Origin of the sequence: Geodermatophilus obscurus DSM 43160 (genome assembly GCF_000025345.1) — a bacterium.
GTDB classification, from domain to species: domain Bacteria; phylum Actinomycetota; class Actinomycetes; order Mycobacteriales; family Geodermatophilaceae; genus Geodermatophilus; species Geodermatophilus obscurus.
This window is the reverse complement of sequence record NC_013757.1, coordinates 2966679-2991602: the sequence shown is the minus strand read 5'-3', so window position 1 is coordinate 2991602 and position 24924 is coordinate 2966679. Positions and strand designations below refer to the sequence as shown.

21 protein-coding genes are annotated in these 24924 nt (G+C 73.4%); 6 read left to right on the top strand and 15 right to left on the bottom strand.

Features of this window, described 5'->3' with window-relative positions; all coding sequences use genetic code 11:
- Positions 1 to 299: 299 nt before the first annotated feature.
- Both GOBS_RS27490 and GOBS_RS14020 read right to left on the bottom strand, forming a co-directional pair.
- Complete coding sequence (locus GOBS_RS27490) at positions 300 to 473, bottom strand: hypothetical protein (protein ID WP_166487396.1); 174 nt, start codon at positions 471 to 473, stop codon at positions 300 to 302.
- A 54-nt stretch (positions 474 to 527) separates the two neighbouring features.
- The gene (locus GOBS_RS14020) at positions 528 to 839 is read right to left on the bottom strand and encodes a hypothetical protein (protein WP_012948928.1); all 312 of its coding nucleotides are present in this window, start codon (positions 837 to 839) and stop codon (positions 528 to 530) included.
- A 138-nt stretch (positions 840 to 977) separates the two neighbouring features.
- Between GOBS_RS14020 and GOBS_RS14015 the strand changes: the two genes are divergently transcribed.
- Together GOBS_RS14015 and GOBS_RS14010 are read left to right on the top strand one after the other, a co-directional pair.
- A complete protein-coding gene (locus tag GOBS_RS14015; protein WP_012948927.1) occupies positions 978 to 2201 on the top strand; it encodes a PucR family transcriptional regulator in 1224 nt (407 codons plus the stop codon).
- 273 nt (positions 2202 to 2474) lie between these two features.
- Entirely contained in the window at positions 2475 to 2843 is a 369-nt protein-coding gene (locus tag GOBS_RS14010; RefSeq protein ID WP_012948926.1) for a hypothetical protein, read from the top strand.
- A gap of 236 nt (positions 2844 to 3079) precedes the next feature.
- On the opposite strand, the gene GOBS_RS25500 is transcribed toward GOBS_RS14010, so the two are convergent.
- A complete protein-coding gene (locus tag GOBS_RS25500) occupies positions 3080 to 3334 on the bottom strand; it encodes a hypothetical protein (RefSeq protein WP_012948925.1) in 255 nt (84 codons plus the stop codon).
- A 291-nt stretch (positions 3335 to 3625) separates the two neighbouring features.
- Between GOBS_RS25500 and GOBS_RS14005 the strand changes: the two genes are divergently transcribed.
- Entirely contained in the window at positions 3626 to 5926 is a 2301-nt protein-coding gene (locus tag GOBS_RS14005; RefSeq protein WP_012948924.1) for a winged helix-turn-helix domain-containing protein, read from the top strand.
- A gap of 91 nt (positions 5927 to 6017) precedes the next feature.
- On the top strand, positions 6018 to 6962 hold the full coding sequence (locus tag GOBS_RS14000; RefSeq protein WP_012948923.1) for an alpha/beta fold hydrolase: 945 nt from the start codon (positions 6018 to 6020) through the stop codon (positions 6960 to 6962).
- 490 nt (positions 6963 to 7452) lie between these two features.
- Here the strand turns inward: GOBS_RS14000 and GOBS_RS25495 are convergent, their stop codons facing one another.
- The 5 genes from GOBS_RS25495 to GOBS_RS13975 all read right to left on the bottom strand — a co-directional run bounded on the left by GOBS_RS25495 (position 7453) and on the right by GOBS_RS13975 (position 11168).
- Entirely contained in the window at positions 7453 to 7917 is a 465-nt protein-coding gene (locus GOBS_RS25495) for an STAS domain-containing protein (protein ID WP_012948922.1), read from the bottom strand.
- Between the two features lie 185 nt (positions 7918 to 8102).
- The gene (locus tag GOBS_RS13990; RefSeq protein ID WP_012948921.1) at positions 8103 to 8423 is read right to left on the bottom strand and encodes a TraR/DksA family transcriptional regulator; all 321 of its coding nucleotides are present in this window, start codon (positions 8421 to 8423) and stop codon (positions 8103 to 8105) included.
- Between the two features lie 76 nt (positions 8424 to 8499).
- The gene (locus tag GOBS_RS13985; protein ID WP_012948920.1) at positions 8500 to 8682 is read right to left on the bottom strand and encodes a hypothetical protein; all 183 of its coding nucleotides are present in this window, start codon (positions 8680 to 8682) and stop codon (positions 8500 to 8502) included.
- A 636-nt stretch (positions 8683 to 9318) separates the two neighbouring features.
- Positions 9319 to 10242: an RNA polymerase sigma-70 factor gene (locus tag GOBS_RS13980; protein ID WP_012948919.1), complete on the bottom strand. Its 924-nt coding sequence runs from the start codon at positions 10240 to 10242 to the stop codon at positions 9319 to 9321.
- Positions 10239 to 11168 carry an NAD-dependent epimerase/dehydratase family protein gene (locus GOBS_RS13975; protein ID WP_041242296.1) on the bottom strand — a complete coding sequence of 310 codons (930 nt, stop codon included), beginning with the start codon at positions 11166 to 11168 and terminating at the stop codon, positions 10239 to 10241. The genes GOBS_RS13980 and GOBS_RS13975 overlap by 4 nt, the downstream gene beginning before the upstream one ends.
- Positions 11169 to 11624: 456 nt before the next feature.
- Between GOBS_RS13975 and GOBS_RS25490 the strand changes: the two genes are divergently transcribed.
- The gene (locus tag GOBS_RS25490) at positions 11625 to 12593 is read left to right on the top strand and encodes a VTT domain-containing protein (RefSeq protein WP_012948917.1); all 969 of its coding nucleotides are present in this window, start codon (positions 11625 to 11627) and stop codon (positions 12591 to 12593) included.
- Between the two features lie 336 nt (positions 12594 to 12929).
- Here the strand turns inward: GOBS_RS25490 and GOBS_RS13965 are convergent, their stop codons facing one another.
- The 6 genes from GOBS_RS13965 to GOBS_RS13940 form a co-directional block, all read right to left on the bottom strand.
- Positions 12930 to 14114, bottom strand: coding sequence for an FAD-binding oxidoreductase (locus tag GOBS_RS13965; protein ID WP_012948916.1), 1185 nt, complete (start codon positions 14112 to 14114; stop codon positions 12930 to 12932).
- A 125-nt stretch (positions 14115 to 14239) separates the two neighbouring features.
- Positions 14240 to 15097: an IclR family transcriptional regulator gene (locus GOBS_RS13960; protein ID WP_012948915.1), complete on the bottom strand. Its 858-nt coding sequence runs from the start codon at positions 15095 to 15097 to the stop codon at positions 14240 to 14242.
- 43 nt (positions 15098 to 15140) lie between these two features.
- Positions 15141 to 16403 (bottom strand): aromatic ring-hydroxylating oxygenase subunit alpha, encoded by a 1263-nt coding sequence (locus GOBS_RS13955; protein ID WP_012948914.1) that lies wholly within the window; start codon positions 16401 to 16403, stop codon positions 15141 to 15143.
- 145 nt (positions 16404 to 16548) lie between these two features.
- The gene (locus tag GOBS_RS13950) at positions 16549 to 17238 is read right to left on the bottom strand and encodes an aminopeptidase P family N-terminal domain-containing protein (protein WP_012948913.1); all 690 of its coding nucleotides are present in this window, start codon (positions 17236 to 17238) and stop codon (positions 16549 to 16551) included.
- A 44-nt stretch (positions 17239 to 17282) separates the two neighbouring features.
- On the bottom strand, positions 17283 to 19085 hold the full coding sequence (locus GOBS_RS13945) for a BCCT family transporter (protein WP_012948912.1): 1803 nt from the start codon (positions 19083 to 19085) through the stop codon (positions 17283 to 17285).
- Positions 19086 to 19318: 233 nt separating this feature from the next.
- On the bottom strand, positions 19319 to 20881 hold the full coding sequence (locus tag GOBS_RS13940) for an FCD domain-containing protein (protein ID WP_012948911.1): 1563 nt from the start codon (positions 20879 to 20881) through the stop codon (positions 19319 to 19321).
- A 168-nt stretch (positions 20882 to 21049) separates the two neighbouring features.
- On the opposite strand from GOBS_RS13940, the gene GOBS_RS13935 reads away from it, so the two are divergent.
- Positions 21050 to 23083 (top strand): FAD-dependent oxidoreductase, encoded by a 2034-nt coding sequence (locus GOBS_RS13935; RefSeq protein ID WP_012948910.1) that lies wholly within the window; start codon positions 21050 to 21052, stop codon positions 23081 to 23083.
- Between the two features lie 207 nt (positions 23084 to 23290).
- Here GOBS_RS13935 and GOBS_RS13930 read toward each other — a convergent pair whose 3' ends face one another.
- A complete protein-coding gene (locus GOBS_RS13930; RefSeq protein WP_012948909.1) occupies positions 23291 to 24394 on the bottom strand; it encodes a mandelate racemase/muconate lactonizing enzyme family protein in 1104 nt (367 codons plus the stop codon).
- Positions 24395 to 24924 lie beyond the last annotated feature (530 nt).

Below are 24924 nucleotides of genomic sequence, written 5' to 3'. Positions count from 1 at the left end.
ACCGGGTCCGGGAGAGCCTGTTCGCGCTGTACCGGCCGGCCACCGGTCCGCGGTGATCGGCCCAGCACCAGCAGTTGATCGAGCGCGCACGAGACCGAGCAGCCGCTCGACGTCGTCGGCCACCGCTGCCCACTGCTGCGGGTGGTGGATCAGCTCCACATGGTGCGCCGGGAATTCGATGCCAGCGGTGTCCTTGCCCCCGCCCTGGGCGGCGGGAATGCCGGTCGGCTGGACGGGACGTCACCGCGGCCCCGGACCACGGTGACGTAGGCCTTCGGCTGGAGGCGAGCCGGTGCCGCTCACGGCATCCAGCAGGATACGGGCATCGAGCTGTCGAGCAGCACGGCGGTTGACGATCCCGGTCGCGACGGCGGCGCGGCCTGCGTGTTCGCGACGATCCGCCGACGCCCGAGGACCGGCCGGACGACGTGAGCGGCACCATGCCGCTCCACCAGGGGGATCGACTCGTCCACCGAGGTCAGCGAAAGCCGCAGCGTTCCGGTCGTCCGCCCGGTATGGCGCAGTCCTCACTCCGTCTGGCTCGCCGGCACTGCCGAGGTGGTGGCCGGGCCACGCAGCGACGGCCAGCTGCGCCACAGCAGCCAGCCCAGCGCGGTGGCGGCACCGATCGCGAGGCCGACGTCCACGGCGCCGAAGAGGACCAGCAGGATCGCGCCCCACACACCGGCCACCACCGCGGCCGGCAGGTCATCCCCGCCGCCAGCGTCGGGCCGGCCCCGGCGCGCCGGCTTCGGGCCGGGCAGGACGGGCTCCGCGGTCTCGGCGGCGTAGAACCGCTCGATGTCGTCCCAGATCCGCTGTTCGGAACTGCTGAGCATGATTCACCTCCTGTTGATCCTCACCATGCCCGGCGGGACGTGCGCCCCACCAGGGACGGCGCCGGTCAGCTGGTGCATGCTGGCCTTGCCGACCGTCGGCAACGGCGGTGGAGAGGTTGGGCAGGTAGAGGAGGGGTGATGACCCTTAACCGGCAACTGGAGGTGCCTGGGAGCTCCGGCGGACCGGTGGCGGGCGACGACTGGCTGACGACGGTCGCGACGTCGGCGGCGTCCGCCTGCCAGGCGCCGGTCGAGCTGCTCGGCGGGTACCTGCCGATGCTGGCCGACGCCGCCATCGACGGGCGCCGTCCCGACTCGTGGGAGCTCGACGCGGTCCGCGAGCTCGGGCGCCGGGCGGCTGCGCAGGGAGTCGGCGCCCGCGGCGCCGTCGACCTGTACCTGTCCGCGTCGTGGCGGCTGTGGCGGCAGCTGCCGGTCGTGGCGCGCTCCAGTGATCCGGAGAAGGTGCGCAGTGCCGCCGAGGCGGTGCTGCGGGTGCTCGACGACGCCATCGGCGTGCTCGTCGACGGTCACCAGTCCGAGCGGCGGCAGATGATCCGCCACGAGGAGGCGCTGCGGGCGGAATTCGTCGACGACCTGCTCCGTGGGGACGCCGATGTCGCCCGGATGGTCGAGCGCGCCGAGCCGTTCGGCCTCGACCTCGGCAAGTCCCACCACGTGGCCCTCGCCGCCCCGCGTGACGCCGACGCCAACGTCGAACGGGCCGCCACCGCGGTGGAGCGGGTCGTCGTCGGCCGGTTCGGTGACCGGGACGTGCTGGTCGCCACGAAGGACGGCCGCGTGGTCGTCGTCGTGCCCGCCGCGACGGCGGCCCCGACCGCGCGCACCGAGGACCTCGGCTCGGTCCTCCACGCCGAGCTCGGCCGGATCGACGACGGCCGGCGCTGGCGGGTGGCGCCCGGGCGCGCCTTCCCCGGCGCCTACGGCGTCGCCCGCTCCTACGAGGAGGCGCGCGAGGCGCTGGTCATCGCCGACCGGCTCGACCTCGGCGCCGAGGTGGTGCACGCCCGCGACCTGCTGGTCCACCGGGTGCTGGGCCGCGACCAGTCGGCCATCGTCGACCTGGTGCACGAAGTCCTGGGCCCGCTGCAGCACAGCCGCAGCGGCGCCGAGGTGCTGCTGGAGACCCTGCTGGCGTACTTCGACGCCGGTGACGTCGCGACCGAGGCCGCGCGGCGCCTGCACGTCTCCGTCCGCACCGTGACCTACCGGCTGGCCCGGGTCTCCCAGCTGACCGGGTATAGCGTCTCCCGGCCCGACCAGCGGTTCTCGCTGCACGCGGCCGTCCTCGGCGCCCGACTCCTCGAGTGGCCGGCCCGGCCACTGCCCGTCGACCCCTGACCGCCGGTCGCGCCGTCCCGCTCCCCGGCAGACGCGGCGCCGCGGGTCTCTGGCCGCGACCGCACCGGACGGCGCCCGCCCGGCCACCCGGCGCCCCCGCGCTGGCCTCGTCGGCTCGCTGGGGCGACGACCGCCCTGCCGCCGCCCGCGGTTGCCGACCCCCGGCAACGACCGAGTGCCGAGCCTGACCGGCGGAGCCCCTCGTGCACCCGCCCGGACCCGGGCAGGCTGGAGCCAGCAGCAGGTGCACGGTGCTCCCGCAGGAGGTGGACGGTGCTCAGTCCTGACGAACAGCGGGCCTGGGACGAGATCCGGCGTCGCTGTGCGGAGGAGGTCCAGGAGCCCACTCGTCCGGTCCTCGACCCGAGGGCCCGGCGGCCACGCTCCGCGGCGCCGGCGGGCCTCCTCGCCACGGTCGTCGCCGGCGGCTGCCTCGCCGTCCTGCTGGTCGTCTGTGGAGCCCCGCTCGCCGGCCTGGCCATCGCCGTCGCCACCGCGCCCCGGTGGCTGCTGTGGCGCTACTGGCCGCTGCTGGACGGGGTCCTTCCGCCGTCGGCACCGACGGCGTCCCGGGGCGTCCCCCCCGACGGCGCGGGGCACCCGTCGTCGGGATCGTGCCGGCGGGCTCCGCGGACGGTGTGACGGACTCGACGCCGCAGAGCTCTTCGGGGTGTCCGGGGCCGCCCCGGGTGGACACGCGTCCGACTCCGGTGGCGGGCTCGGTGGTCGAGTGGCCCCTCGTCCGTGGCGGGGTCCAGCGTTCGGTCCGACTGCGCACCGGTGCTCCGGCGGCGGTCCGGGTGCCGGCTTCCGATCGGGACGCCGACGGCTCCGGTCGAGCAGATCCCGCGAGACCCGCGGCACCACGCGCGGATCGGCTACCGGGCCAGGCGCAGCGCCGGCGGGGCCGGCACGGGACCGTCGGCCGGTGCGGAGCCCCCGGGGAGGACGACGAGCGCCGGACGGGCACCGGCCGCGCGCGGTCCACCGAGCCCGGCGTGGAGCAACGTCTTCGCGTGACCGGCAGCCAGCCGGTGGCACTCGTCGTGGGCGGGCGTCGACGCCGGGGGAGCGGCGGGGTGCTGCGCCAGGTGGACGTAGACGATGTGGTCCGCGGGGTCGTACGTCCTCATCTCGTCCTCACCTCCTCCCGGACCCGCCGGTGCGGTGGCCACGTTCGCGATGGCGACACCGGCGGTGCGATCCGGACAGGCACAGCATGGCCGGGGGGTACGACAGGAAGCAGGCGCGGGTGTGCAGTGGTGCAGCCCGGGTCCGGCTGGTCGCAGGCCCGCTCCGGTGGGGACCGGGCCGGCCGTGGCGGGGCTCGTCCGGACGACGAGGTGCACAGCATGGACGGCGGGCGCCCGCGCCGGTACACCTCCTGCGGAGGGCGGCACGCGCGGGCCCGGGGAGGAGTAGTCGTGTCGGGGCCGACGGGCGCAGGCGGTCCGCTGCTGGCCGGCAAGCTCACCGTGCCGCAGGTACCCCCGTCGCTCGTTCCCCGCCCCCGCCTGCAGCACCGGCTCGACGCCGTCCGCAGGACACCGGTGACCGTGGTCGCGGCGGGTGCCGGGTACGGCAAGTCGACGTTGCTCGCCGCCTGGGCCCGGCACGCCGGGATGCCGGTCGCGTGGGTCACCCTCGGGAGCAGCGAGGACGATCCGGCGCGGTTCTGGACGTACGTGGCCACCGCCCTGGCCGGCTCCACCCCGGACGTGGCCGGCCCGGCCCTCCGCGCGCTCACCGTGCCCTCGGTCGACCCGCTCGACGTCGCCGTCCCCGAGCTGCTCAACGGCTTCGCGGCTCGCGACGAACCCACCGTGCTCGTCCTCGACGACCTGCACGAGGTCACCGACGCGCGGGTCACCGAGGGGCTGGAGTTCCTCCTGGACCACCTGCCCCCCGCCCTGCGCGTGGTCCTCGCCAGCCGCACGGAGCCCCCAATCGGCCTCGCCCGGCTGCGGGCCCGCGGCCGGCTGACCGAGCTGGTCGCCGCCGACCTGCGCTTCACCGTGCAGGAAGCCCGCGCCCTGCTGACCTCGGTGGTCCACGGCGGTCCCGACGACCCCGGGCCCGAGCCGGCAGCGCTGGCCGGGCTGCTCGCCCGCACCGAGGGCTGGGCGGCCGGGCTCGTCCTCGGCGCCCTCACGCTGCGCGACCGTGCCCACGGCCGGGCGGTACCGCACGGCCCGCCCGGCCTGCGTTCCGCTGTGGACTTCCTGCTCGCCGAGGTGCTCGCGGGCCAGACGCCGGACCGGCGCGAGCTGCTGCTGCGCAGTGCCCCGCTCGACCGGCTGTGCGGCCCGCTCTGCGACGCGGTGCTCGGCCGTGCCGACTCCGGCGCGGTCCTGGCCGGTCTGGAGCGGGACGGCGTCTTCGTCACCGCGGTGGACGGCGACGGGCGCTGGTACCGCGTGCACCCGCTGTTCCGGGCGGCGCTGCGACGTGAGCTGGACGACCCTGCGGGCGTCGCCGAGGTACAGCGGCGGGCTGCCGTGTGGTTCTGGGAGCAGGGCCTGGTCGAGGAGGCGATCCGCGCCCGGCTCGGCGCCGGCGACTCCGCCGGGGCCGCCGACTGGCTGGTACGGAGCACCGGGACGTTCCTCGCCACGGCGCGCGTCGGCGTGTTCGCCGAGCTCGGCAACCGGCTCGACCCGGCCGTGGTCGCCGACTCGGTCCCGCTGCTGCTGTCGCTCGCCTGGGCTGCCGGGGTCACCGGCCGGCTGGACCGGGTGCCCGCGCTGCTCGACCGGGCCGCCGCGCAGGCCCGCGCGGGTCGCCCCGGCGCCGGCTTCCCCGGCTTCGCCGGCGCCGTGGGGGCGATCGCCGCCCTGCGCGCGGTCTACGGGACGACGGCCGAGGCCTCCCCGGAGGTCGCGCTGGCCGCCGCGCACGAGGCGGTGGCCGCCGAGACCGATCCGGAGCTGCCCGGCTGGGTCGTCGCCCGGGTCGCCCTCGGGGGCGCGCTGCTCACCGCCGGACGGGAGGCGGAGGCGCTGGCCGCACTCGACGCTGCCTGGCAGGCCCCGGCCGCATCCGCCCTGCCGGTCTTCTCCCACCTGGAGGTGGCCGGGCTCCTCGCCTGGTGCCTGGTGCAGCCCGGCGACGACGACCCCGATCCCGACCGCGACGCGCGCGCCGAGCGGCTGTTGCGGTCGACCCGGGCGGACGCCGCGGCCCTGGAGGCGCACCTGGGGGACGCCGCTGCAGCAGCGCTGGCACTGCTGCACGCCGCGGCCGGGGTGCTCGACCGGCGCGCCGGCCGGCTCGGGTCCGCACGCGCGCACTCGGACCGTGCCGCCGTCCTGGTCGAGGTCCAGGCGCACCCCGCGGTCGCCGTGCTCGTGCTGGTGAGCGCGGCGGAGACCGCCCTGGCAGCCGGCGACCCGACGGCTGCGCTGGAGTTCCTCGACCGGGCCCGTGAGGCGCGGCTGAGCGCGCCGCCCTCCCCGATCCTCGACCGGCAGATCGCCGCCGTGGAGTTGCGGGCCGGCCGGCGCGCCGCCACGCGGGTGCGGCCGGCACTGCTGGAACCGCTCACCGAACGGGAGGTCTCGGTTCTCCGGGCGCTGCGCGGCCCGCTCAGCCAGCGGGAGGTGGGCGCGGCGCTGCACCTGTCGATCAACACCGTGAAGAGCTACACCCGGAGCCTGTACCGCAAGCTCGATGTCGGATCCCGGCGCGAGGCCGTCGAGCGAGGACGCGCCCTGGGGCTCTGCTGAGCCCCACCCGGGGTGGTCCGGCGAGCGGGGTGGTGCGCGACCACCCCGGGGACGGGGAGCGTTCCGGGCACCTGATCCCGAGGAGCCTCCCGTGTCCCTGCCGCCCGCCCTCACCAGCCCCGGGACCCCGGTGGCGTGGCCACCCGGCGCCGTCTTCGCGACCACCGACCTCGACGGTCCCGTCCGTCATCTCGACCTGGGCGGTCCGGCCGGCGCGCCGGCCGTGCTCTGCGTGCACGGCCTGGGCGGCTCGGCTCTCAACTGGGGGCTGCTCGCCCCGTTCCTCTCGGGCAGCCACCGGGTCCTCGCCGTCGACCTGTTCGGCCACGGCGGCAGCGGGGTGCCCACCGGCTCCCGCCCCGATGCGGTGACCGCGGACCGCCGGCTCCTCGACCGGTTCGTCCGCGAGGTCGTCGGGGAGCCGGTGGTCCTGCTCGGGCACTCGATGGGCGGCGTCCTGGCCGTCCTGCAGGCGGCCGCAGCACCGGAGACGATCCGCCGGCTGGTGCTGCTCAGCCCACCGGTGCCGGGCACGGCCGGCCGGCTAGACCTGGCCATCGCGGCGAAGCTGGCGTTCCTCCGGCTGCCCGGCGTGGCCGGCGCGGTCGCCCGGCAGCTGGCCGCGCTGCCGTCCGAGCAGGTGGTCGACCGGCAGCTGCGCCAGGCGACCCCGCACCTGCACCGGATCCCCGCCGACGGCATCGCGGCCGCCGTCGCCCAGACCCGCGAACGGGCCGCCCGTACCGACGCCGCCGCCGGTCAGGCCGAGCAGTGGGCGGCTCTGCTGGGCACCATGGCCCTCCTCGCCCGGCCGCGCGCCTGGCGGCGGACGCTCGCCGGCGTCGCCGTCCCGACGCTGTGGCTGCACGGAGCCGACGACCCGCTGGCGCAGGTCGACCGGGCCCGCGCGCTCGCCGCGACCCGGCCGGACTGGACGTTCGAGGCGCGGTCGGGGGTCGGGCACCTGCCGGCCCTCGAGGACCCGGCCTGGACCGCCGATCGGATCCTCGCCGGAGACGGACCGGGTTCCCGGTGACCGGGACCCCCGCCCCGGTCGCCGGGTCCGCCCGGGAGCGTGCCGCGCTCGCCGGCTTCTGGCTGCCCGCCTTCGGAGTCACCTGGGTGGTGTGGGTGCCCGGGCCCTGGAGTCGACGGGGGCGCTGGACAGCCGGTGGGCGTCCGGGCTGGGCGCCGGGTGGACGGACGGCCCGGCGATCGCCGCCGTCCTGACCGCGGCCTGAACCGGTCGTCCGGCCCTGCGGGAGCTGGGCGCCCGGCTGACCCGGTGGCGGGTCGGCGTCCGCTGGTCCCACCCGGGTGGACCGTCACGACCCAGCCGGTCGGACCACCGGGTGGTGCCGTGGAGACGGCGCCTGCCCGGCCGCGTGGACCAGCGGCGGTCCCGGGGGGCGAGGCCGGCCCGGGCCCCGATCGTCGCCGTTCCGCGGGCCGGGCTTCGAGGCTCCCCCGAACCGTTGGGCCGCCACCCCGGCGCGCACCGGCAGCGGCGGCCGGACCCGTGCCGCTCACCGGCACGCCCGGCGAGGGCGTCGGATCGGTGTACGCCGCGGCCGAGGGCGTGGTCGTGCGGCCGTCCGCGGGCCACGTACCTGCGGCTCCAGCTCGGTCGGGTCGATCGCGACGAGGTCGGCGAACCCGGTGAGCTGCAGCGCGCGGAGCGACCGGCGCCGCCGGCCCGTGTGGACCACCAGCCGCGCGCCACGCATTCCGCACCGGCGGTGCGCCTGAGCCAGCACGGTGACGCCGGCGGCACCGAGGAAGGTCACCCGGCTCAGGTCGACGACGACCTCGCGTACGCCGCGCTGTCTCGCCTGCGAGTTCAGGCAGACGTCCAGCAGCGGAGCGGTGTAGGCATCGACCTCGCCGGTGACCTCGACGACCACGGAACCGGGGCGGGTGCCGGGCACTGCGGCGACCGACAGCAGCTGGCCGGGGTCGGGAGCGGCTGGGGAGGCGGGCGTGTGCAGCACGGGGGGCTCCGAGCGGGGAGGAGGGGGGAGTGGGTCAGCGCAACGGGTCGAACGGGGCCAGCTCCGGTGGGGCCTCGCCCTCGAGCACGGTCTGGGCGCCCAACTCCCGGTGAGCGGACCGAGCGCGACGCCCCACATGCCGTGGCCGCCGGCGACGACGACGCCGCGGCCGCGGCGTGGTCCGTTCAGCGGGTCTCCTGGCAGGAGACGCAGGCGGCCGCGAAGGGCCGGAACTCCAGCCGCTCGGCGGGGACGGCGCTCCCACAGCGCACGCACGTGCCGTAGGTGCCGGCGGCGATGCGCTCCAGCGCCGCCTCGATCTCCTCGATGGTGCGCAGCAGGCTCGCCGCGCGGTTGACCGTGACCAGGTCCGGCATCGACGTGGCGGTCTCGGCAAGGGCGAGCTCGCGCTGCCGGACGCAGTCGGCCCGCTGGGTCTCGAGCAGCACCCGGAACGGCGCCCAGTCCGGGGACGCGGTGGTGGGAGCAGGGCTGAGGGTGGTCATGGAGTTCTCCTGGTGTGACGGGAACGCGTTCCACCGGAGCGGAACGCGCGGAGCGAGGGCGGAGGACCCGGGAGGGTCAGCCACTCGCCGGTGGTTCGCGGTCCTGACTGCGCCGCAGCACGTCCAGGCCGCGCAGGCCCCGGGCCCGCAGGCCCAGCGCCAGGGCCAGCAGCCCGCCACCGGTCACCGGCGACGGACGGTGTGCGGCGAACCTGGCGGGCACGGCAGGTCCGGGGGTCGGCACGGTGTGTGCGTCCACCTGGGTCACCCCTCCTCGACGTGCGTCCGGCCGGCCGGCGACGCTGGCGGCCGGCCGGATCGGGCGGCACCACGGCAGCCGGCCGCGTCGTGCACCCGGTGCACGGGCACGTCACGGCCGACAGCCGAGGTCCCGGGGCACGGGGATGTGCCACGCCTCCGCGAACCTGAGCCCACCATGCCCGCCGGTCATCGGCCCCGGACACGGCAGTGGCCGGTCAACTCGCGCCGCGGGAAGTTGCCGATGACCGGCAACGAGGTCGGGAGAGAGTCACGGCGTTGTCCATCAGGCTCATCGCGGCCGATCGGCGGCCCCGTCGTCGCCGTGCCCGCCGGCGTCGTGGTCGACCGGGTGTCAGGGAGTCGGTGCAGGTGGCGGGAGACGAGGAACTGACCAGGCCTGCTCCACATACGTCGAGCTCGAGGTTGCCGAGCCGGCTGGAAGACACCGACGTACTCCGGGCAGCTGTCGAGGACCGCGGCAGATAGGTCACCCATCGCGCAGGGTTGGCTGTCACGGTGGGAGAACGGGAGTTCCGTCTGCTGGGGGAGAAGCAACAGACGCCCTGAGAGCATCTCGATGGCTCGCCGGAGTTCGCGGGTGCTGGGCTCTTGCGTTGACCGTCTCGTTCTCGGGTCAATCCGTGAGCCGGCGAGCCTGGGCCGCCTCGCGGGCGACGGCCCAGGCGTCCGCCACCGGACCCAGGTGCCCGAGCTTGTCGGGGTTGATCAGCGAGTGGATCGTCTGGATCCGCCCGTCGAGTATGTCGAGCGTCCAGGTGTGGAGGACCTTGTCGTCCCGGTCGCGGAAGATCGCGCCCGGTTGGCCGTTGATCTCGCGCGGCTCGAACGTCACGTGGATCCGGGCCATCGGCGGGACGATGGCGGCGAGCAATCGAGCCACCTTCGCGGCGCCGACGACGGCCCTGGCCAACTGCGGCGCCCTCCCGCCGCCGTCCCCGACCAACTGGACGTCGGCGGCGAGCAGCTCCCGCAGCCGGTCGACGTCGCCGTCCCTGAAGGCGTCGAAGAACCGCTCGGCGAGCTCCTCGCGTTCCCTTCGGTCGGCCTCGAACCGAGGGCGCCCGGCGTCCATGTGGCGGCGCGCCCGCACAGCGAGCTGGCGGCACGCCGCCTCCGACCTCCCCACCGCCGATGCGACCTCGGGGAAGCCGAACCCGAACACCTCCCGCAGCACGAAGACCGCCCGTTCGAGCGGGCTGAGCCGCTCGAGCAGCAACAGGGCCGCCATCGACACCGAGTCGGCCAACTCCGCCGAGCGCGCCGGATCCTCGTACGGGTCGTCGAGCAGCGGCTCGGGGAGCCAGTGTCCGACGTACTCCTCCCGCCGCACGCGGGCCGAGCGCAGCACGTCGATCGAGATCCGGGTGACGACGGCCGAGAGGAAGGCCTTGGTCGACGTGGGTCGTGTCGGGGAGGCCTGGTAGCGCAGCCAGGTCTCCTGGACCGCGTCCTCGGCCTCGCTCACACTGCCGAGGATCCGGTAGGCGATCGCGAACAGCAGGGACCGCAGCTCCTCGAACTCCTCGGCCCGGGTCACGGCAACCCTTCCTTGAAGCCCTGCCGCCACGAGGAGTAGCGCAGCTCCCAGCCGAGCTCGCGCTTGGCCTTGGCGTTGGAGAAGCCGCGCCCCTCGGTCATCATCGTCACGGCCACGTCCCCGGCCACCAGCCTGGCCAGCCACGTGGGGATCCGCACGGGCCGCTTCGCGCCCGTGCACGCAGCCAGGTAGGGCAGCCACTCGCTGGCCGGCGCCGGTTCGTCGTCGACGATGTTGAACACGCCGGTCGCCTTCTGCTCCACGGCCAGGACGGTCGCGCTCGCCGCGTCGTCGAGGTGTATCCACGAGCTGTAGCCGGTGCCACCCCCGATGAGCGGGAACTGCCGCCTGCGCACGAGCTCGACCACGTCATCGGTGGCGCCCGGCCCGTAGAACCCGCCGTATCGCAGGACTGCGCCGCCGGCCTCGACGACGACGTCCTGGACGTGGCGCATCGCCGCCATCCCCTTGCGCATGCTCGGCGGCCCCGGGTCCAGCGGGTCCTCCTCGGTCTTGACCCACCCGCCCTCGCGGATCCCGTTCCAACTGGCGTGGCCCTGGGCGACGACGTGGGAGACGCCGGTCGCCTCGGCCGCGGCCAGCAGGTGGTCGGTCCCCTCGGTGCGCAGCCGGTTCGTCGTGGCGAAGAACCGATCCATGTGCTTGATGTCGGGCTTGCCGGCGTGAGCGCGGCTGATCGCGGTCATCTGGTGCACGATCACGTCCGGCCGGGCGGCCGCCACGGCTTCACCGACCGACACCGCATCCAGCCCGTCCATCACGACACCGTCGGCGCCCAGCTGCTCCAGCAGGCCCAAGTGGCCCGAGCTCGTCGTCGTAGCGGTCACCTGGTGGCCCCGGGCCACCAGCTGCGGCACCAGTCGCCGCCCCATGACCCCGGTGCCACCAGCCACGAACACCCGCATGACCATCACCTTCCTGTTCCGAGGATCGGCTCTCAGAACGGTGACGAGACAACGCCGGCCATCTGTGACATCCCCGCCGAACTCGGGGGGACGTCCCGCGGGTTCGGCGAGCGCCTCGTAGTGGTTGCCCATACCGAGCAGAGGCATCGCGGCGACCATTCCGGTCACGAGCGAGCAGCGCGAGCATCGCCGCGAGCGAGGATCGGCCAGCGGTCGCCCGCTGGTGTTCGACCCGAACGTCAACCGCCAACGGCACGCCGTCAGACCATCGCCGCTCGGCGCTCACGCTGGCCGCCGTCCGCCGTCCGCCGTCCGCCGTGCCACCCGACAGGCGCAACCGATCGGAGCGTGCACCGAGACAGCCGGCACCGGCGTCCGCGGTCTCAGCCAAGGAATACCCCGACGGGGTATACGGTTGACGGAGAGCGCAGGACCCGGATCGAGGAGGCCTGTGTCATGCCGACTCAGCGGACGACGGCGGTGCTCGAGGTCGCCGGGGCGCACCGGGCCACGGAGAAGGCGCTCACCGAGGAGACGCTCGGACAGCGGCCAGGCGTGCTCGCCGTGCAGGCCGACCCGATCGCGCAGACCGCGGTGGTCACCTACGACCCGGCGCAGACGTCCATGGTTGAACTCGCTTCTTGGGTGCGCGAGTGCGGTCGGCGCTGCACCGGCCGGTCAGTCGCTGCCCACCGGACCACGAGCGCCGCACCGACCGGGACTCTCGACCTCGACCCGGTCGGCGATCAGCTGCCGACGACCACACGGTGGCGTCGGTTCACTCCCTGGCAGGGACCCGCCACCCGAGTCGACGTGGCGTTGATGGCCGCGATCCTGGCGGTGGTGGCGCTCGGGCTCGTGTTGCGGCCGCTCGAGCCGTTCCTGCTCGCCTCGCACCCGGTGGCCCTGGAGTTCCTCACCGGCGACCTAACGGCGATCGGCGCCGCCGCAGCATTCGCCCGGATCGGCGAGACCCCGCTCTGGCTGGTCGTCGTCGCCGGTGCGGTCGGCATGGTCAAGTTCGACTGGCTCACCTGGTGGATCGGACGGCGGTGGGGCGGGGGCATCATCAAGATGCTCACCACGAGCGAGCGCGCCCAGCGCGTCGCCGCCCACGCCACGAAGGTGAACCCGTGGATCCTCCGGGCCGCGGTCGTCCTCGCCGTCCTGCCGGGCGTCCCCACCGCGGTGGTCTACGCCATGGCCGGCTGGGCCAGGATGCGCCTGGCCACCTTCCTCCTCCTCGACCTCGCGGGTGCCCTGTTGATGACCGGCCTGGTCGCGGGGCTCGGCTACGGGCTCGGGCAGCGGGCGGTGGACCTCGTGCTGCTGATCGACGAGCACGCGTCGGCGGTGAGCCTGACGATGATCATCCTGGCCGCAGTGATCCCCCTGATCAAGCGGCGGATCCGGCGGAACCGTTGAGCCCGAGCGCCGACCCGGCACGGCAGCCACCCCCGAGCTGGCCCGCCGGCCGCCCCGCGTCGATGCCGTGTGCTCGCGCACGAGGACGTCAGCGCCCGTGCTCCGAGCCGGGTGGGGCAGCGCAGCCTCGTGCACGCGACGTCGGCCGGCAAGGTGCTCCTGGCGCACCTGCTGCCTGATCAGTTGGACGCGCCGAGGTCGGTCGGCGTTCGGCCGTGGGTGAGGCCGGCGACGGGTCGCCGTCCTGCGTCAGACCGTCCTCCGGACGGCGGACCCAGGCCGCCCTCGTGCCAGGGCGGCCGGCGCTGGGCCGGTCGACCGGGGCGGACGGGCGCGTCAGGCGTCGATCCGGAGGTCGCTGAGCGGCTTGGAGCAACAGATGAGGAGCTTGTGCTGCGCGATCTCACGCGGGCGGATCCCACCCTGGTGCTGCATGTCCACGCTGCCCGACAGCATCGTCGTCTTGCAGGTGCCGCACATTCCCTGGCCGCACGACGAGGGAGGGGCCAACCCAGCCGCATACGCGGCGTCCAGGACGTTCTCGTCGGCGCCGCAGATGAAGGTGCGACCGCTGCGGACGAACTCCACCGAGAAGGCGACGGGCTGTGCTCCAGCGCTCGGCGGCTGGGATCCGTCGGCACCGGCGGAGTCCGCCGGTGCGGGAGCCGCCTCCACCGTGAGCTCCCCGAACGAGAACGACTCCTCGTGGTACCGCGTCATGTCGAAGCCCGCCGTGTCGAGCATCCGACGGACCGCGGCCATGTACGGGGCGGGTCCGCAGCAGAACACCTCGCGCTCCTGGAGGTCGGGGGCGAGCACCCGCAGCATCTCGTCGCTGAGAAAGCCCCGCAGCCCGACCCACGGCTCCCGAGGGGAGTCGCGTTCGCAGACGTGGGCGACCCGGAGCGTGGGCGCCACGCTCGCCATCACGTCGAGCTCGCGCTGGAAGACGATGTCGGACGGCGTCCGTGCGCTGTGCACGAACAGGACGTCGGTGTCCGCGCCGAGGTCGTGCAACGTGCGGGTCATGGACATGAGCGGGGTGATCCCGCTGCCTGCCGACAGGAACAGGTACTTGCCCGCCGGGTGGCGGGCGACGGAGAAGAGCCCGAACGGTCCGTCGGCGGAGATGCGCTGCCCAGAGCCCATGGTGTCGTGCAGCCAGTTGGACACCAGCCCTCCGGGCTGCCGCTTGACCGTGATCCCGATCAGGTGGGGCCGCGTCGGTGGCGTGGAGATCGTGTAGCACCGGTCGACCGCGCGGCCGCCCATCTGCAGTCGCAGGGTGATGAACTGACCGGGGTCGTAGTGGAACAGCGCGGGGTCCTCGGACTCGAAGAGGAACGTCTTGACGTCGTGGGTGATGTCGAGGACCTGCCGGCACACCAGCGTGCAGTTGTCCGTGTCCCCCCAGACGGGGAGCGCGGACGGGTGGGCTGTGAGACCGGCGTGCCCACCAGCGGGGGACCGCACCGGCGGGACGGCATCCAGAACCGCCACGGGGCTGGAGGGCTCGGTCATCGGAAGGCCTCTCGACGTGCTGGCTCGGGCACCGGGTGGGTCGGCCGGCGACGGGCTGGGTGTGGACGGTCGGACGCGCAGGCCCGGGGTGTGACCGCCGCGTGCAGGATCCGCACGACGTCGGCTCAGAGGGCCCGGGCGCGCGCCGGCCCCCGATGGAGTGCTGCCTCGATGCGGCCGGCCGCGCGGGCGAGGTGGTCGGCCGCGCGTCTCGCCCGGCGCCCGTCGAGTCGCTGCGTGGGGCCGCTGACGGTGAGCACGCCGACGAGCTCGCCGGCCTGCCCGTGGATGCCCGTCGCGACGCCCGACAGGCCTTCCTCCGCCTCGTCGACGGAGAGGGCATGACCCTGCTCGCGGACGCGGCCGAGGTCGACGCGCAGGTCGTCGGCCGTCGTGATCGTCGACGGGGTGAGGCGTACGAGCGGGTTGCGGAGGAAACGCTCGAGCTGCTCGTCGTCGAACGTGGCGAGCAGCACCTTCCCGCTCGCGCTGGCGTGCAGCGGGAACCGCTGTCCGACCCAGGATCCCGGTCGGAGATGGTGGGGCGCGTCGACCTGGTGCACCAGGTCCAGGCCCCCGTCGGGGGCCACCACGCTAAGCGTCCCGGTCTCCCTGACCGCGGCCACCAGCTCACCGACGACCGGGCGGGCTGCCTCGAGGAGGAGGAGGCCCTCGTCGGTGTTCCGGGCCAGGCGGAGCAGTTCCGGCCCGAGGAGCACCCGGTCGTCACCCGCGACCCGGAGGAGGAAGCCCTCCTGTTCCAGCGTCTGGATCATCCGCAGGGCCGTGGCCCGGGGGAGCCCCGCAGCCCTGGCCAGCGACGAGACGTTCGCCCTGTCGTCGTCGGCGGCCGCGCGCAGCAGGGTGATCGCCTTCCTGACCGACTGGTTGAGCTTGGCTCCCTCGTCACCGGTCGTCGTGCGGCGACGAGGTCCCGGGCCCGGCAGGGCCGGTGACCTCGTCGCGCCTTCCGTGTCGTCCATGTCCCACCTCTGCGGTTCTGCGGCCCCGGTCGTCGACGTGTCCCTAGCGGGACAGGTGAGCGGCCAGCCGGGAGACGTACCAGGTGACGAAGGCCTCGACGTCCCCCTCGACCGTCGAGTACGGGCCCGGCTGGTAACCGGGGTCCTCGACACCCCTCTGGGTGCGGGCCACCAGGGTCCCGTCCTGCTGGTTCGTCGCCTGCCAGACCCTGGTCAGGGTGGGCACGTCGTAGTCCACGCCCTCCACCGCGTCCGGGTGGACCAGCCACGTCGTCCGCAGGAGGGTCCGGTCGGGGGCGAGCGGCAGCACGGAGAACACCACCGCGTGGTCGGCCAGCACGTGGAACCACGAGTTCGGCTGCACGTGCAGGGACAGGTCACCGAAGCGGTCGGTGGTCATGGACCCCATGAGCCTGCTGCACACCGACTCGCCGTTCGTGTTGAACGACTTGCCGGCACCGTCGAGCGGGGCGTGGGAGAGCTGGAACCCCGTGGCGCGTGTGTCGAGTTCCCGAGCTCCCTCGACCGGGAAGCCCTGCCGGACGCACGCCGACCGGAGCGCGGCGGCGGCCTCGTCGTAGCGCTGGTAGACGGGCCGCAGCCGCGGCGGGAGGTCCTCGCGCGAGTAGCCGAACAGGGGGAAGTAGGCGCTCACCAGCTCGGGGTGGCCGTCGCAGTGGTAGCACTCGCGGTTGTTCTCCATGACGAGCTTCCAGTTGCCGGTCTCGACGATGTCGTCCTGGTGGGCGACCTTCGCCCGACGTAGCCCGTACGGGGCCAGGAAGGGCTCGATGCGCGCGGCGACCTCGTCGAAGTCGGCCGGTGGGTCATGGGCGAGGCACAGGAACACCAGACCGCCGATGCTGCGCAGGTGGACCGGCCTGAGGCTGAAGCAGCTGCGGTCGAACGAGGCCGGCTGGTTGTCGGCGTGCAGCAGGCGACCGTCGACGCCGTAGGTCCAGTGGTGGTAGGGGCAGACGAGGTTCCCGACGCTGCCGCGCGGCTCGTCGAGGAGCCGGGAGCCGCGGTGCCGGCACACGTTGTGGAAGGCACGCAGCTCCTCGTCGTCGTCCCGCACGATGATCACGGAGTAGCTGCCCACCGCGACGGTGACGAAGTCGCCCGGTTCGGGGAGTTCCGCCTCGGCGGCCGCGAAGAGCCAGTGCGCGGCGAAGATCGCGCGCACGTCCAGGTCGAAGACCTCCTGACTCGTGTAGAAGGGCGCCTCCAGGCTGTACCCGGGAACACGACGCGCCACCAGGTCGACCACGTCGGGACCGGCGGGGCGCTCGAGCTGCACGGTCATGATGCGTCTCCTGGGTGGAGGGACGAGCTCGCCGGATCGGTGCTGGTGCGGCGTGGACCTGCTCAGGAGCCGGCCGGCCCGGTGGTGACCACTGAGTGGATGGGTGTGTCCACCAGGTGAGTGCAGCACGCTGTCTCGAGGGGAGTCAAGAGCTCGGGAGCCCGTCAGACGCCGGACGGCTGCTCATCGTGCGGTGCCGGAAAGCCAGGTGCAGGTGGGTCATCGCCGCGTCGCAGACGCGCACCGACCGGCGGATGAGCTCGAGCTCCGCCGCGCCCTTCGTGGCTCGCGCCTGCTCGATCGCCAGCTGTACCGGTTTGAGGTGCGGACCGGCCGTCTGAAGGGCCAGGAACCCGTACCCGTCGAGTCTCTCCACCCCGATCCGGGCGTCGTGGATCCCACGCTCCCGCAGCGCGTCGGCCACCTCCGCCGCGAACCGCTCGGCTCGGTCCTGGGCTCGCTCCGCAGACCCGAAGCCCGACCAGCTCGTCGCCGTCCGGGTCTCGAGGTGCGGATGCGGAGACACTAGCTCGAGCGGTGCCGACGCGTACGCCCACAGGATCGGCTCGCCCTCGGCCGGCACCAGCACGTACCGGTCGGTCACGTGCAGCGTCCAGACCGGCATGGTGGAGGTCCCGGAGACGTACCGGGTGTCCACCGGGCCGACGAGCAGCGCAGCTGCCAGATCATGGCGGTGCAGCGCAGCGTGGGTACGGACCAGCGCGGCGTCCACCTCGGGCTGTGCCTCGCGGGTCCGGGCCGACGCGACCGACCGCGGCACGTCGTACCCGGGTCTGGTGGCCTGGCGGAACGACGAGCCCGGTGTACCGGTCACGACCGGCTCCCCACAGCAGGTGCGGGGCAGGGGTCCACCGGGCGTCAGGTCGGTGTCTGTGACGCCGTCGGTTCGCGGGTGGGAGCGGCGGCGCCGTTCTCGGGGCCGGCCGGCGTCGGCTGCTGGGCCGGGTCCGGCTGGACCGTGTTCGATCGCATCTCCGCGACCACCGTGCGGACACCAGGCGGGACCGTGGTGACCACCGGCTCGCTGCGCAGTTGCTTGAGCAGGCTGTAGCAGACACCGAGCATGACGACCAGGAACGGGACCCCGATCACGATCACCGTGGTCTGGATCGCTTCCAGACCTCCGGCGAGCAGCAGGGCGATCGCGACCGCGCCGATCATCGATCCCCACGTCACCACCAGCCAGGTCCGGGGGTGGAGCGAGCCGCCCTGGGAGAGCATCCCGAGCACCAGGGACGCCGCGTCGGCTCCGGCGACGTAGAACAGCATGATCAGGACGACGACGAGCACCGCGGTGAGCGTCGAGAACGGCATCGCGTCGAGCATGGCGAACAGGGTGTTCTCGACGCCGGTGTCCAGTGACGCGGCCATGTCCGTGACCCCGCTCAGCTGGAACCGGATGGCGGTGCCACCCATCACCACGAACCAGACGGTGCTGACCAGGGTCGGGACGATCAACACGCAGATCACGAACTCGCGGATCGTCCGCCCTCGGGAGATCCGGGCCATGAAGGTGCCCACGAACGGGGCCCACGACATCCACCACGCCCAGTAGAAGATCGTCCAGCCGGCGAGCCACTCGCCGCCACCATTGGCACCGGTGCGGAACGACATGGGCACGAAGTGAGCCAGGTAGCCGCCGAAGGACTCGACGAAGGTGTTCATCAGGAAGATCGTGGGCCCGAAGGCGAACACGAAGACCAGGATCCCGACGGCCAACCCGGCGTTGGTGTTCGCCAGCCACTTGATACCCCGCTCGGTGCCACTGACCGCGGAGACCACGAACAGGGCGGTCAGCACGACGATCACCACGATGGAGACGGTGTTGCTCTGGGGGGCGTCGAAGACCCGCGTCAGCCCGCTGTTGATCTGGAGGGCGCCCAGCCCCAGGGACGTGGCCGCCCCGAAGGTGGTGATGAACAGGCCGAAGATGTCGACGGCCCGGCGGGCAGGGTGCGCGGGGTCCTTCCGCGGGAAGACGATCGAGCTGAGCAGGTTGGGCAGGCCCTTGCGGAACGTCGCGTAGGCCAGGGCGAGCCCGACGACGCCGTACAGCGCCCACGGGTGCAGGCCCCAGTGGAAGATCGTGTACTCCATGCCGAGCTGGGCGGACTCCGGCGTCGCGGCCTCGACGAGCCCCAACGGCGGCGTGAGCAGGTGCGACAGCGGCTCGGCGACGCCCCAGAAGATCAGCCCGATGCCCATCCCGGTGGCGAACATCATCGAGATCCAGGAGACGGTGCTGAACTCCGGCCGCTCGTCGTCGCGGCCCAACCGGATCCGCCCGTAGCGCGAGAGCGCGAGCAGCAGCATGAGCGCGACGAAGCCGACCGTCACGAGCACGTACACCCAGCCGGTGGCGTCGATCATCTTCGCCAGGACCGAGGAGGCAGCCGTGGCCAACGACGTCGGCGAGAGCACACCCCAGAGCACGAACGCCACGGTCACAGCGAGGCCGGTGACGAAGACGGTCCTGTCGACCGGGTGGTCCACGTCGGCGGCTCGCGGGTGCATCCGGTCGTCATCGGGCGCGGCGTGGACGTAGCGGGGGGTGACGAGGACCGTCTCCTCGACCGTCACGTCGCCGTCGGCGGCTCGGGTGTGCTCCCGGGGGTCTCGGGGAGCGGCAGGGGTGGCGCGCTCGGGGTCGTCGGGGCTCATGGCACACCTTCCGTTCCGCACGGCGCTTCGGTAGCGCCACACGAAACAGTGCTACGTGGACCACTGTCAACGGTCAGCCGGTGGGGCCGCGCGCGGGGACTCCGGCGCACGGAGGCGCCGCATCGGGCGGTGGCAGCCGCGCTGCGGTCGGCCCTCCCGGCGGGTGGCTCCGGCGAGGACGCTCCACGGGACGTGGTCCGGGTGTTCGTCCCCAGGTCGTCCTCGACCCGTGCTCACGTGCTCCCGCTGGGCCGCGCTCTGGCGGCAGCGAGCTGTCCGAGCATGTAGGTGGCGGCGTCGTCGATCTTGACGCGCCACCGTTCCGCCGCGGCCTCGCCGTCGCCGGAGTCGATGGCCTCGAAGATGGCGCGATCGTCACGGAGGATCGCATCGATCGGGTAGGCGTAGTCCAGCCCCATCACGGCGATGAACATGCGCAGGTGGTCCGCCAGGACCTCCAGCATGGGCGCGATGCGGACCAGGCCCGAGGCTTCGGCGAGGGCGTTCTGGAACGCGATGTCCGCCTCGCCGGTCCGGTGGACGTCGCCGGTCGCGGCGCACCGTTCCAGCGCGTCCAGCGACTCCCCGACCGACTGCCGCTCCTGCGGGGACCACCGGACGGCGGCTCGCATCACCAGGGCTCCCAGCGCGCGCCGGGCGGCGTACGTCTCGACGACGTCGTTCGTCGTCACGACGGGGACCACCGCCGCGTGCCCCGTCGTGATCGTGAGCAGGCCGTCCCTCTCCAGCAGTCGCATCGCCGTCCTGACCTGGGCCCGCGACGTCCGCAACCGACCCGCCAGGGAGCGTTCGGTGACGCGGTCCCCACCGGCGATCCGGCCCTCCGCGATGCCCTGCCGGATGGCCGCGACGATCTCGTCGGCGAGAACTCGTTCCGGTCCCAGGTGACGCATCGGGGGCCGGGCCGCGGATCCGGGGCTCCGTGCCGCCCCGGTGGCGGGGCGCACCCAGGTGAACGCGCGGCGGGGCTCCCGTGCCCACGAGCGCAGTTCGCCCTCCAGCTGCAGTGCCGGAGCGGGGGAGAGCAGCGGCCCCCAGCCGACGAGGACCGGGAAGAGGGAGAGCCACTCGTCGACGTCCCGGCACACCCCTCGAACCGGCACCTCGGCCGGCACGGGAGCCGCCTGGGACTCCAGGGTCATCAGGGTCGCGTCCGGGTCGGCGGCGTTCACCACCTCGTCCCAGAACGGCTCCGTACCGGTGGTGGGAGTCGCCGGGACCTCGCGGCGGACCAGGTCGGACGCCAGGACCGTGCGCAGCGACCGGTGCACCGCCGGGTCGACGCGTGGCGGTGGGGCGGGGTCCTCCCGTCCGGGCGGGCGCAGGAGCTGCAGGGCCAGGACGGCGTGCTCCGCCGTCACCAGGAGGCCGAGGACCTCCGGTCGACGCCCGGCGGTCGCGGCGGTCAGGTCCTCGCTGACTGCGGTGCCGGACCGCATGGCCTCCCATGCGCGCGCCACGAAGGACTGGCTGACACCGAGGGCGTCAGCGATGGAACGACTCGACCACTTGGTGGTGGGCATCCACAGCGGCGCGGTGAGGACGGCGTGCCTGAGCTCCTCCGTCGTCCGGCGTCGGTGGGCGGGCCGGCTCAGCTGTGCTGCTCCGCCCGTGCGGTACCGCTGCGCCCACTTCGAGGCGGTCTGCCTGGTGACGCCGTGTGCCCGGGCAGCCCGCGCGGGCCCGAGCGACAGCACGTCCTGCACCAGTCGGGCACGCCGGCGGACCGCCTCGTCGACGTCCCGCGACAGGGCCTCGAACTGCCGATCGCTCACCTGGCTCCTCGACCGTAGGTGCGCAGTGTAACTCGGTGACTCACGCCCGGTCCGGGTCCGGACGTCGTACTACCGGACCGATGGAGGCCGCTGCACTCTTCCCCCCGACGGCCCGGGGCCCGCTGGCCTGGAAGACGCCGTCGGCCGCCGCTGCTCCTGGAGGCACCCGTGCAGTCCGCAGACCCGCTGCTGAGCCCCTTCACGCTCAAGAACGTCACGTTGCGCAACCGGATCGTCAGCACGTCCCACGAACCCGCGTACAGCGAGGACGGGCTCCCCGGTGACCGGTACCGGGCCTATCACGTCGAGAAGGCGAGGGGCGGGGTCGGACTCACGATGATCGGCGGGAGCGCCATCGTCAGCCCGGAGAGCGCACCGGCGTTCGGCAACCTGCAGCTGTTCAAGGACGAAGCGGTCCCGCTGCTGCGTCGTCTCGCGGACGAGGTCCACGAACACGGCACCGCGGTCATGACCCAGCTGACCCACCTCGGCCACCGGACCAGCAACTACACCCACGACTGGCTACCGGCACTGTCGGTCAGCGCCCTCCGGGAGTCCTCGCACCGGGCGTTCACGCGGCCGGCGGACCGACGGGATCTCGACCGCATCGTCCGGAACTTCGCCGACGCGGCCGTGCGGTGCAAGGACGGGGGACTGGACGGCATCGAGCTCATGGCCTACGGGCACCTGCTGGACGCCTTCTGGACCCCGGCCCGGAATCGCCGCGAGGACGAGTACGGAGGGTCGTTCGAGAACCGCATGCGCTTCCCGCTCCAGGTCGTCAGTGCCATCCGCGCCGCCGTCGGGGAGGAGTTCGTCGTCGGCGTGCGCATGACCTTCGACGAGGGCCGCAGCGACGGCCTCCAGGCCGACGAGGCCCTGCGGATCGCGCGCGAGCTGACCGGTGCGGGCATCGACTTCTTCAGCGTGATCAAGGGGTTCATCGACACCGACGCCGAGCTGGCGCAGGTGATCCCGCCGATGGGCACGCCGGCGGCGCCGCACCTGGCGTTCACCGGCTGGGTCAAGGAGAACGTCGACGTGCCGGTCATGCACGCCGCCAAGATCGGTGATGTGGCGACTGCGCGGTACGCCGTCACGGGGGGCCTCGTGGACCTGGTCGGGATGACCCGGGCGTTGATCGCGGACCCTCACCTCCCGAACAAGGTCGCCGCCCGGCAGACGGACCGGATCCGCCCCTGCGTCGGCGCCAACATGTGCATCGACGGCATCTACAGCTCCGGGTCGGCCATGTGCGCCCACAACCCGTCGACCGGCCGGGAACTGCGCCTCCCGCACACGGTCCGCCGGGCGGCCGAGCGAGAGAAGGTCGCCGTCGTCGGCGGTGGACCCGCGGGACTGGAAGCCGCTCGGACCCTCGCCGAACGAGGGCACGAGGTCGTCCTCTTCGAGGCGAACCCGAGCCTGGGCGGCCAGATCGCCCTCGCGGCGAAGTCCCCGCGGCGACGTGACCTGATCGGGATCGTCGACTGGCGGATCGAGGAGTGCAAGCGGCTCGGTGTCGACCTCGAGCTCAACCACTTCGTGGAGCCGGGCGAGCTCGTCGACGGGGACTTCCGCGTCATCGTCGTCGCGACCGGTGGGCTGCCCGACGTCGAGGTCGCCGAGGGCAGCCACCTCGCGGTCGACTCGTGGGACGTCATGTCGGGAGCGCTCAGGCCCACCGGCGACGTGCTCGTCTACGACGACCACGGAGGGCACCAGGCGCTCGACGCCATCGAGATGGTCGCGCCCGCCGCGGCCTCGGTCGAACTGGTCACCCCGGAGCGCACCATCTCGCCGGACGTCGGTGCGCTGACGATGGCCGGCTACCTGCAGATGCTCGCCGAGCACGACGTGACGCTGACGCCGGCTCATCGCCTGGTCCGCGTCGAACGCTCGGACGGACGACTCAAGGCGACGTTCGCCGTGGACGGTGCTCGACGGTCGATCGAGCGGTACGTCGACACCATCGTGATCGAGCACGGAACGCTGCCCGTGACCGATCTCTACGACGCACTCGTGGACGCGTCGATCAACTGGGGCGAGATCGACACCACGGAGCTCCTGGCCCTGTCGCCCCAGTCGCCGACCCACAACGAGGACGGCCGGTTCCGCATCTACCGCGTGGGCGACGCGGTGAGCAGCCGCAACATCCACGCGGCCGTGCTCGACGCCTTCCGCCTGTGCAGCGCGATCTGACCCTTCTCCGTCACCCACCCGTCGATGCAGGCCGGGAGCACGTCGGCGACCGCGAGCGCGGGAGGCGACGCGTCCGCGCGTGCGTCGTGCGGCGGGGTGCAGCCAGCGTCGTCGTGTCGCCCCGGTCGACAGTCGGGCCGGCGGGCGGCGCGTGATCGGCGGCTCCGGTTTCCGGGCGCCGGCCACCGAGCCGCTCCGGCGCTGCGATCAGCAGGATGCCACCGGAGCGCCGAAGAGGCCCGCATCGGGCGTGACGCCCAGGCCGGGGCCTTGCGGTCGCTCGATGTAGCCCCCTTCGGCGCGGATCCCGTTCACCGGGTCGTAGTGCCCCTCGATGTAGGGGGCCGCCAGCCAGACGCCTTCGAGGAGCTCAGGTGCCACCGTCGCGCCGATGTGGGTGCAGGCGGCGGCGATGATGTCTCCGCCCCAGGAGTCGTCGCAGGTGTGCGGCAGGTTCCGTGCGGCGCAGACGTCGCGGAATGCGCGCATGGGGTGCAGCCCACCGATCCGGGTGACCTTCATGCCGAAGCCATCCACCAGTCCCGTGCCCGCGGCGGTGATCGCCGTGTTCAGGCTGGTGCTGTTCTCGTCCATGTAGATGCCGTGACTGACCTGCGAGCGGATCTTCTGCAGGTCCTCGATGGTGTTGCAGGGCTGCTCCATGATGAAGGGGATGTCCGGGCACTCCCGACTGAGCCGCAGCGCATCGCGCGTGGTCAGGCTGCGGTTGCCATCGACCGCCAGACGCATCCCCGACCCGCGAATGGCCTCCCAGACCTTGCGGATGGTCTCGATGTCCTCCTCGACCGGCCGCCCACCGACCTTGACCTGCAGGCGCGGGTATCCCTCGGCGCGTTTCTCCGCTGCCAGGCGTGCGGTCTCGTCCGGCGGGCCGACACCGGTGGAGTAGTAGGACGGCACCCGATCCGTCACTGCGCCGCCGAGGAGGTCGGACACGCTGACGCCGAGGTGCTTGCCCAGGAGGTCGTGGGCGGCGATGTCGACGGCGGCCTTGGCGTAGTTGTGGCCGTTGAGCAAGCCATCCATGCGCCGGTGCAGCGGGATCGGCAGCACCTCGGCGCCCCTCAGTCCCGGCGCCATCTCGCTCAGTGCCGCCACGGCCCCGGCGGCGTGGGACTCGGCATAGGTGGGCCCGACCGGGCACGTCTCGCCCCAGCCGACGTGCCCGGTGTCGGCCACCAGCTCGACGAGCGTCGTGGACACGGACCGGACTTCTGCGAGGGCCAACTCGTAGGGGCCGTCGAGGACCGGCAGGTCGTGCCGGTAGACGTGGATCTCTGCGATCCTCATCGTCCGATCTCCTGACTGGTGAGTGGAACTCGCCCGTGCTCGCCTCGCTGAGGAACCGTCTTCGGTTCCCCCGTCGACCTCGTGAGTCGTTCCTCGGAGAGAGACCAGCGATTCGTCGATGCGTCCAGCGCACCGAGCGTCCGGCATCGCGCGCGTGGATGACGGGAGCCTGCCGTCCGAGGTGTCGGGTGGGTAGCCGGTCCGGGGACGCGGTCGATCAGGGGACACCGGGCTGGACCTGCGTCGCTCCACGTCCCTGACTCGGGTCGTGTCAGCTCGGACGCGCGCCAGTGCGGGGAAGGACCACAGCAACCGATGTGGCAACGCAGGCCGAGCGAGGCTGTACCGGGCGGACGACGGCGGACGTCCCAGCCACCTGACCCGTGGAGACGGAACAGCCCCGCGGGTCGGCGAACCGCGGGTGCGTGACCTGGGGGTCGAGGGGTCGTAGGTCCACGGTCCGCCGGCCTGGGCACGTGGTCTCTCGGGACGTCGGCGACAGCTCGAACCCGCGGGGGCGAGGCTGTTCG

What these genes read in the sequence shown, in the direction of transcription:
- GOBS_RS13930 (WP_012948909.1), bottom strand. Translation starts at nt 24,394, where the DNA reads ATGAGGATCGCAGAGATCCACGTCTACCGGCACGACCTGCCGGTCCTC.
- GOBS_RS14020 (WP_012948928.1), bottom strand. Translation starts at nt 839, where the DNA reads ATGCTCAGCAGTTCCGAACAGCGGATCTGGGACGACATCGAGCGGTTC.
- GOBS_RS25490 (WP_012948917.1), top strand. Translation starts at nt 11,625, where the DNA reads ATGCCGACTCAGCGGACGACGGCGGTGCTCGAGGTCGCCGGGGCGCAC.
- GOBS_RS13990 (WP_012948921.1), bottom strand. Translation starts at nt 8,423, where the DNA reads ATGACCACCCTCAGCCCTGCTCCCACCACCGCGTCCCCGGACTGGGCG.
- GOBS_RS13960 (WP_012948915.1), bottom strand. Translation starts at nt 15,097, where the DNA reads ATGGACGACACGGAAGGCGCGACGAGGTCACCGGCCCTGCCGGGCCCG.
- GOBS_RS13975 (WP_041242296.1), bottom strand. Translation starts at nt 11,168, where the DNA reads ATGCGGGTGTTCGTGGCTGGTGGCACCGGGGTCATGGGGCGGCGACTG.
- GOBS_RS13945 (WP_012948912.1), bottom strand. Translation starts at nt 19,085, where the DNA reads ATGAGCCCCGACGACCCCGAGCGCGCCACCCCTGCCGCTCCCCGAGAC.
- GOBS_RS13965 (WP_012948916.1), bottom strand. Translation starts at nt 14,114, where the DNA reads ATGACCGAGCCCTCCAGCCCCGTGGCGGTTCTGGATGCCGTCCCGCCG.
- GOBS_RS14015 (WP_012948927.1), top strand. Translation starts at nt 978, where the DNA reads ATGACCCTTAACCGGCAACTGGAGGTGCCTGGGAGCTCCGGCGGACCG.
- GOBS_RS25500 (WP_012948925.1), bottom strand. Translation starts at nt 3,334, where the DNA reads ATGAGGACGTACGACCCCGCGGACCACATCGTCTACGTCCACCTGGCG.
- GOBS_RS13955 (WP_012948914.1), bottom strand. Translation starts at nt 16,403, where the DNA reads ATGACCGTGCAGCTCGAGCGCCCCGCCGGTCCCGACGTGGTCGACCTG.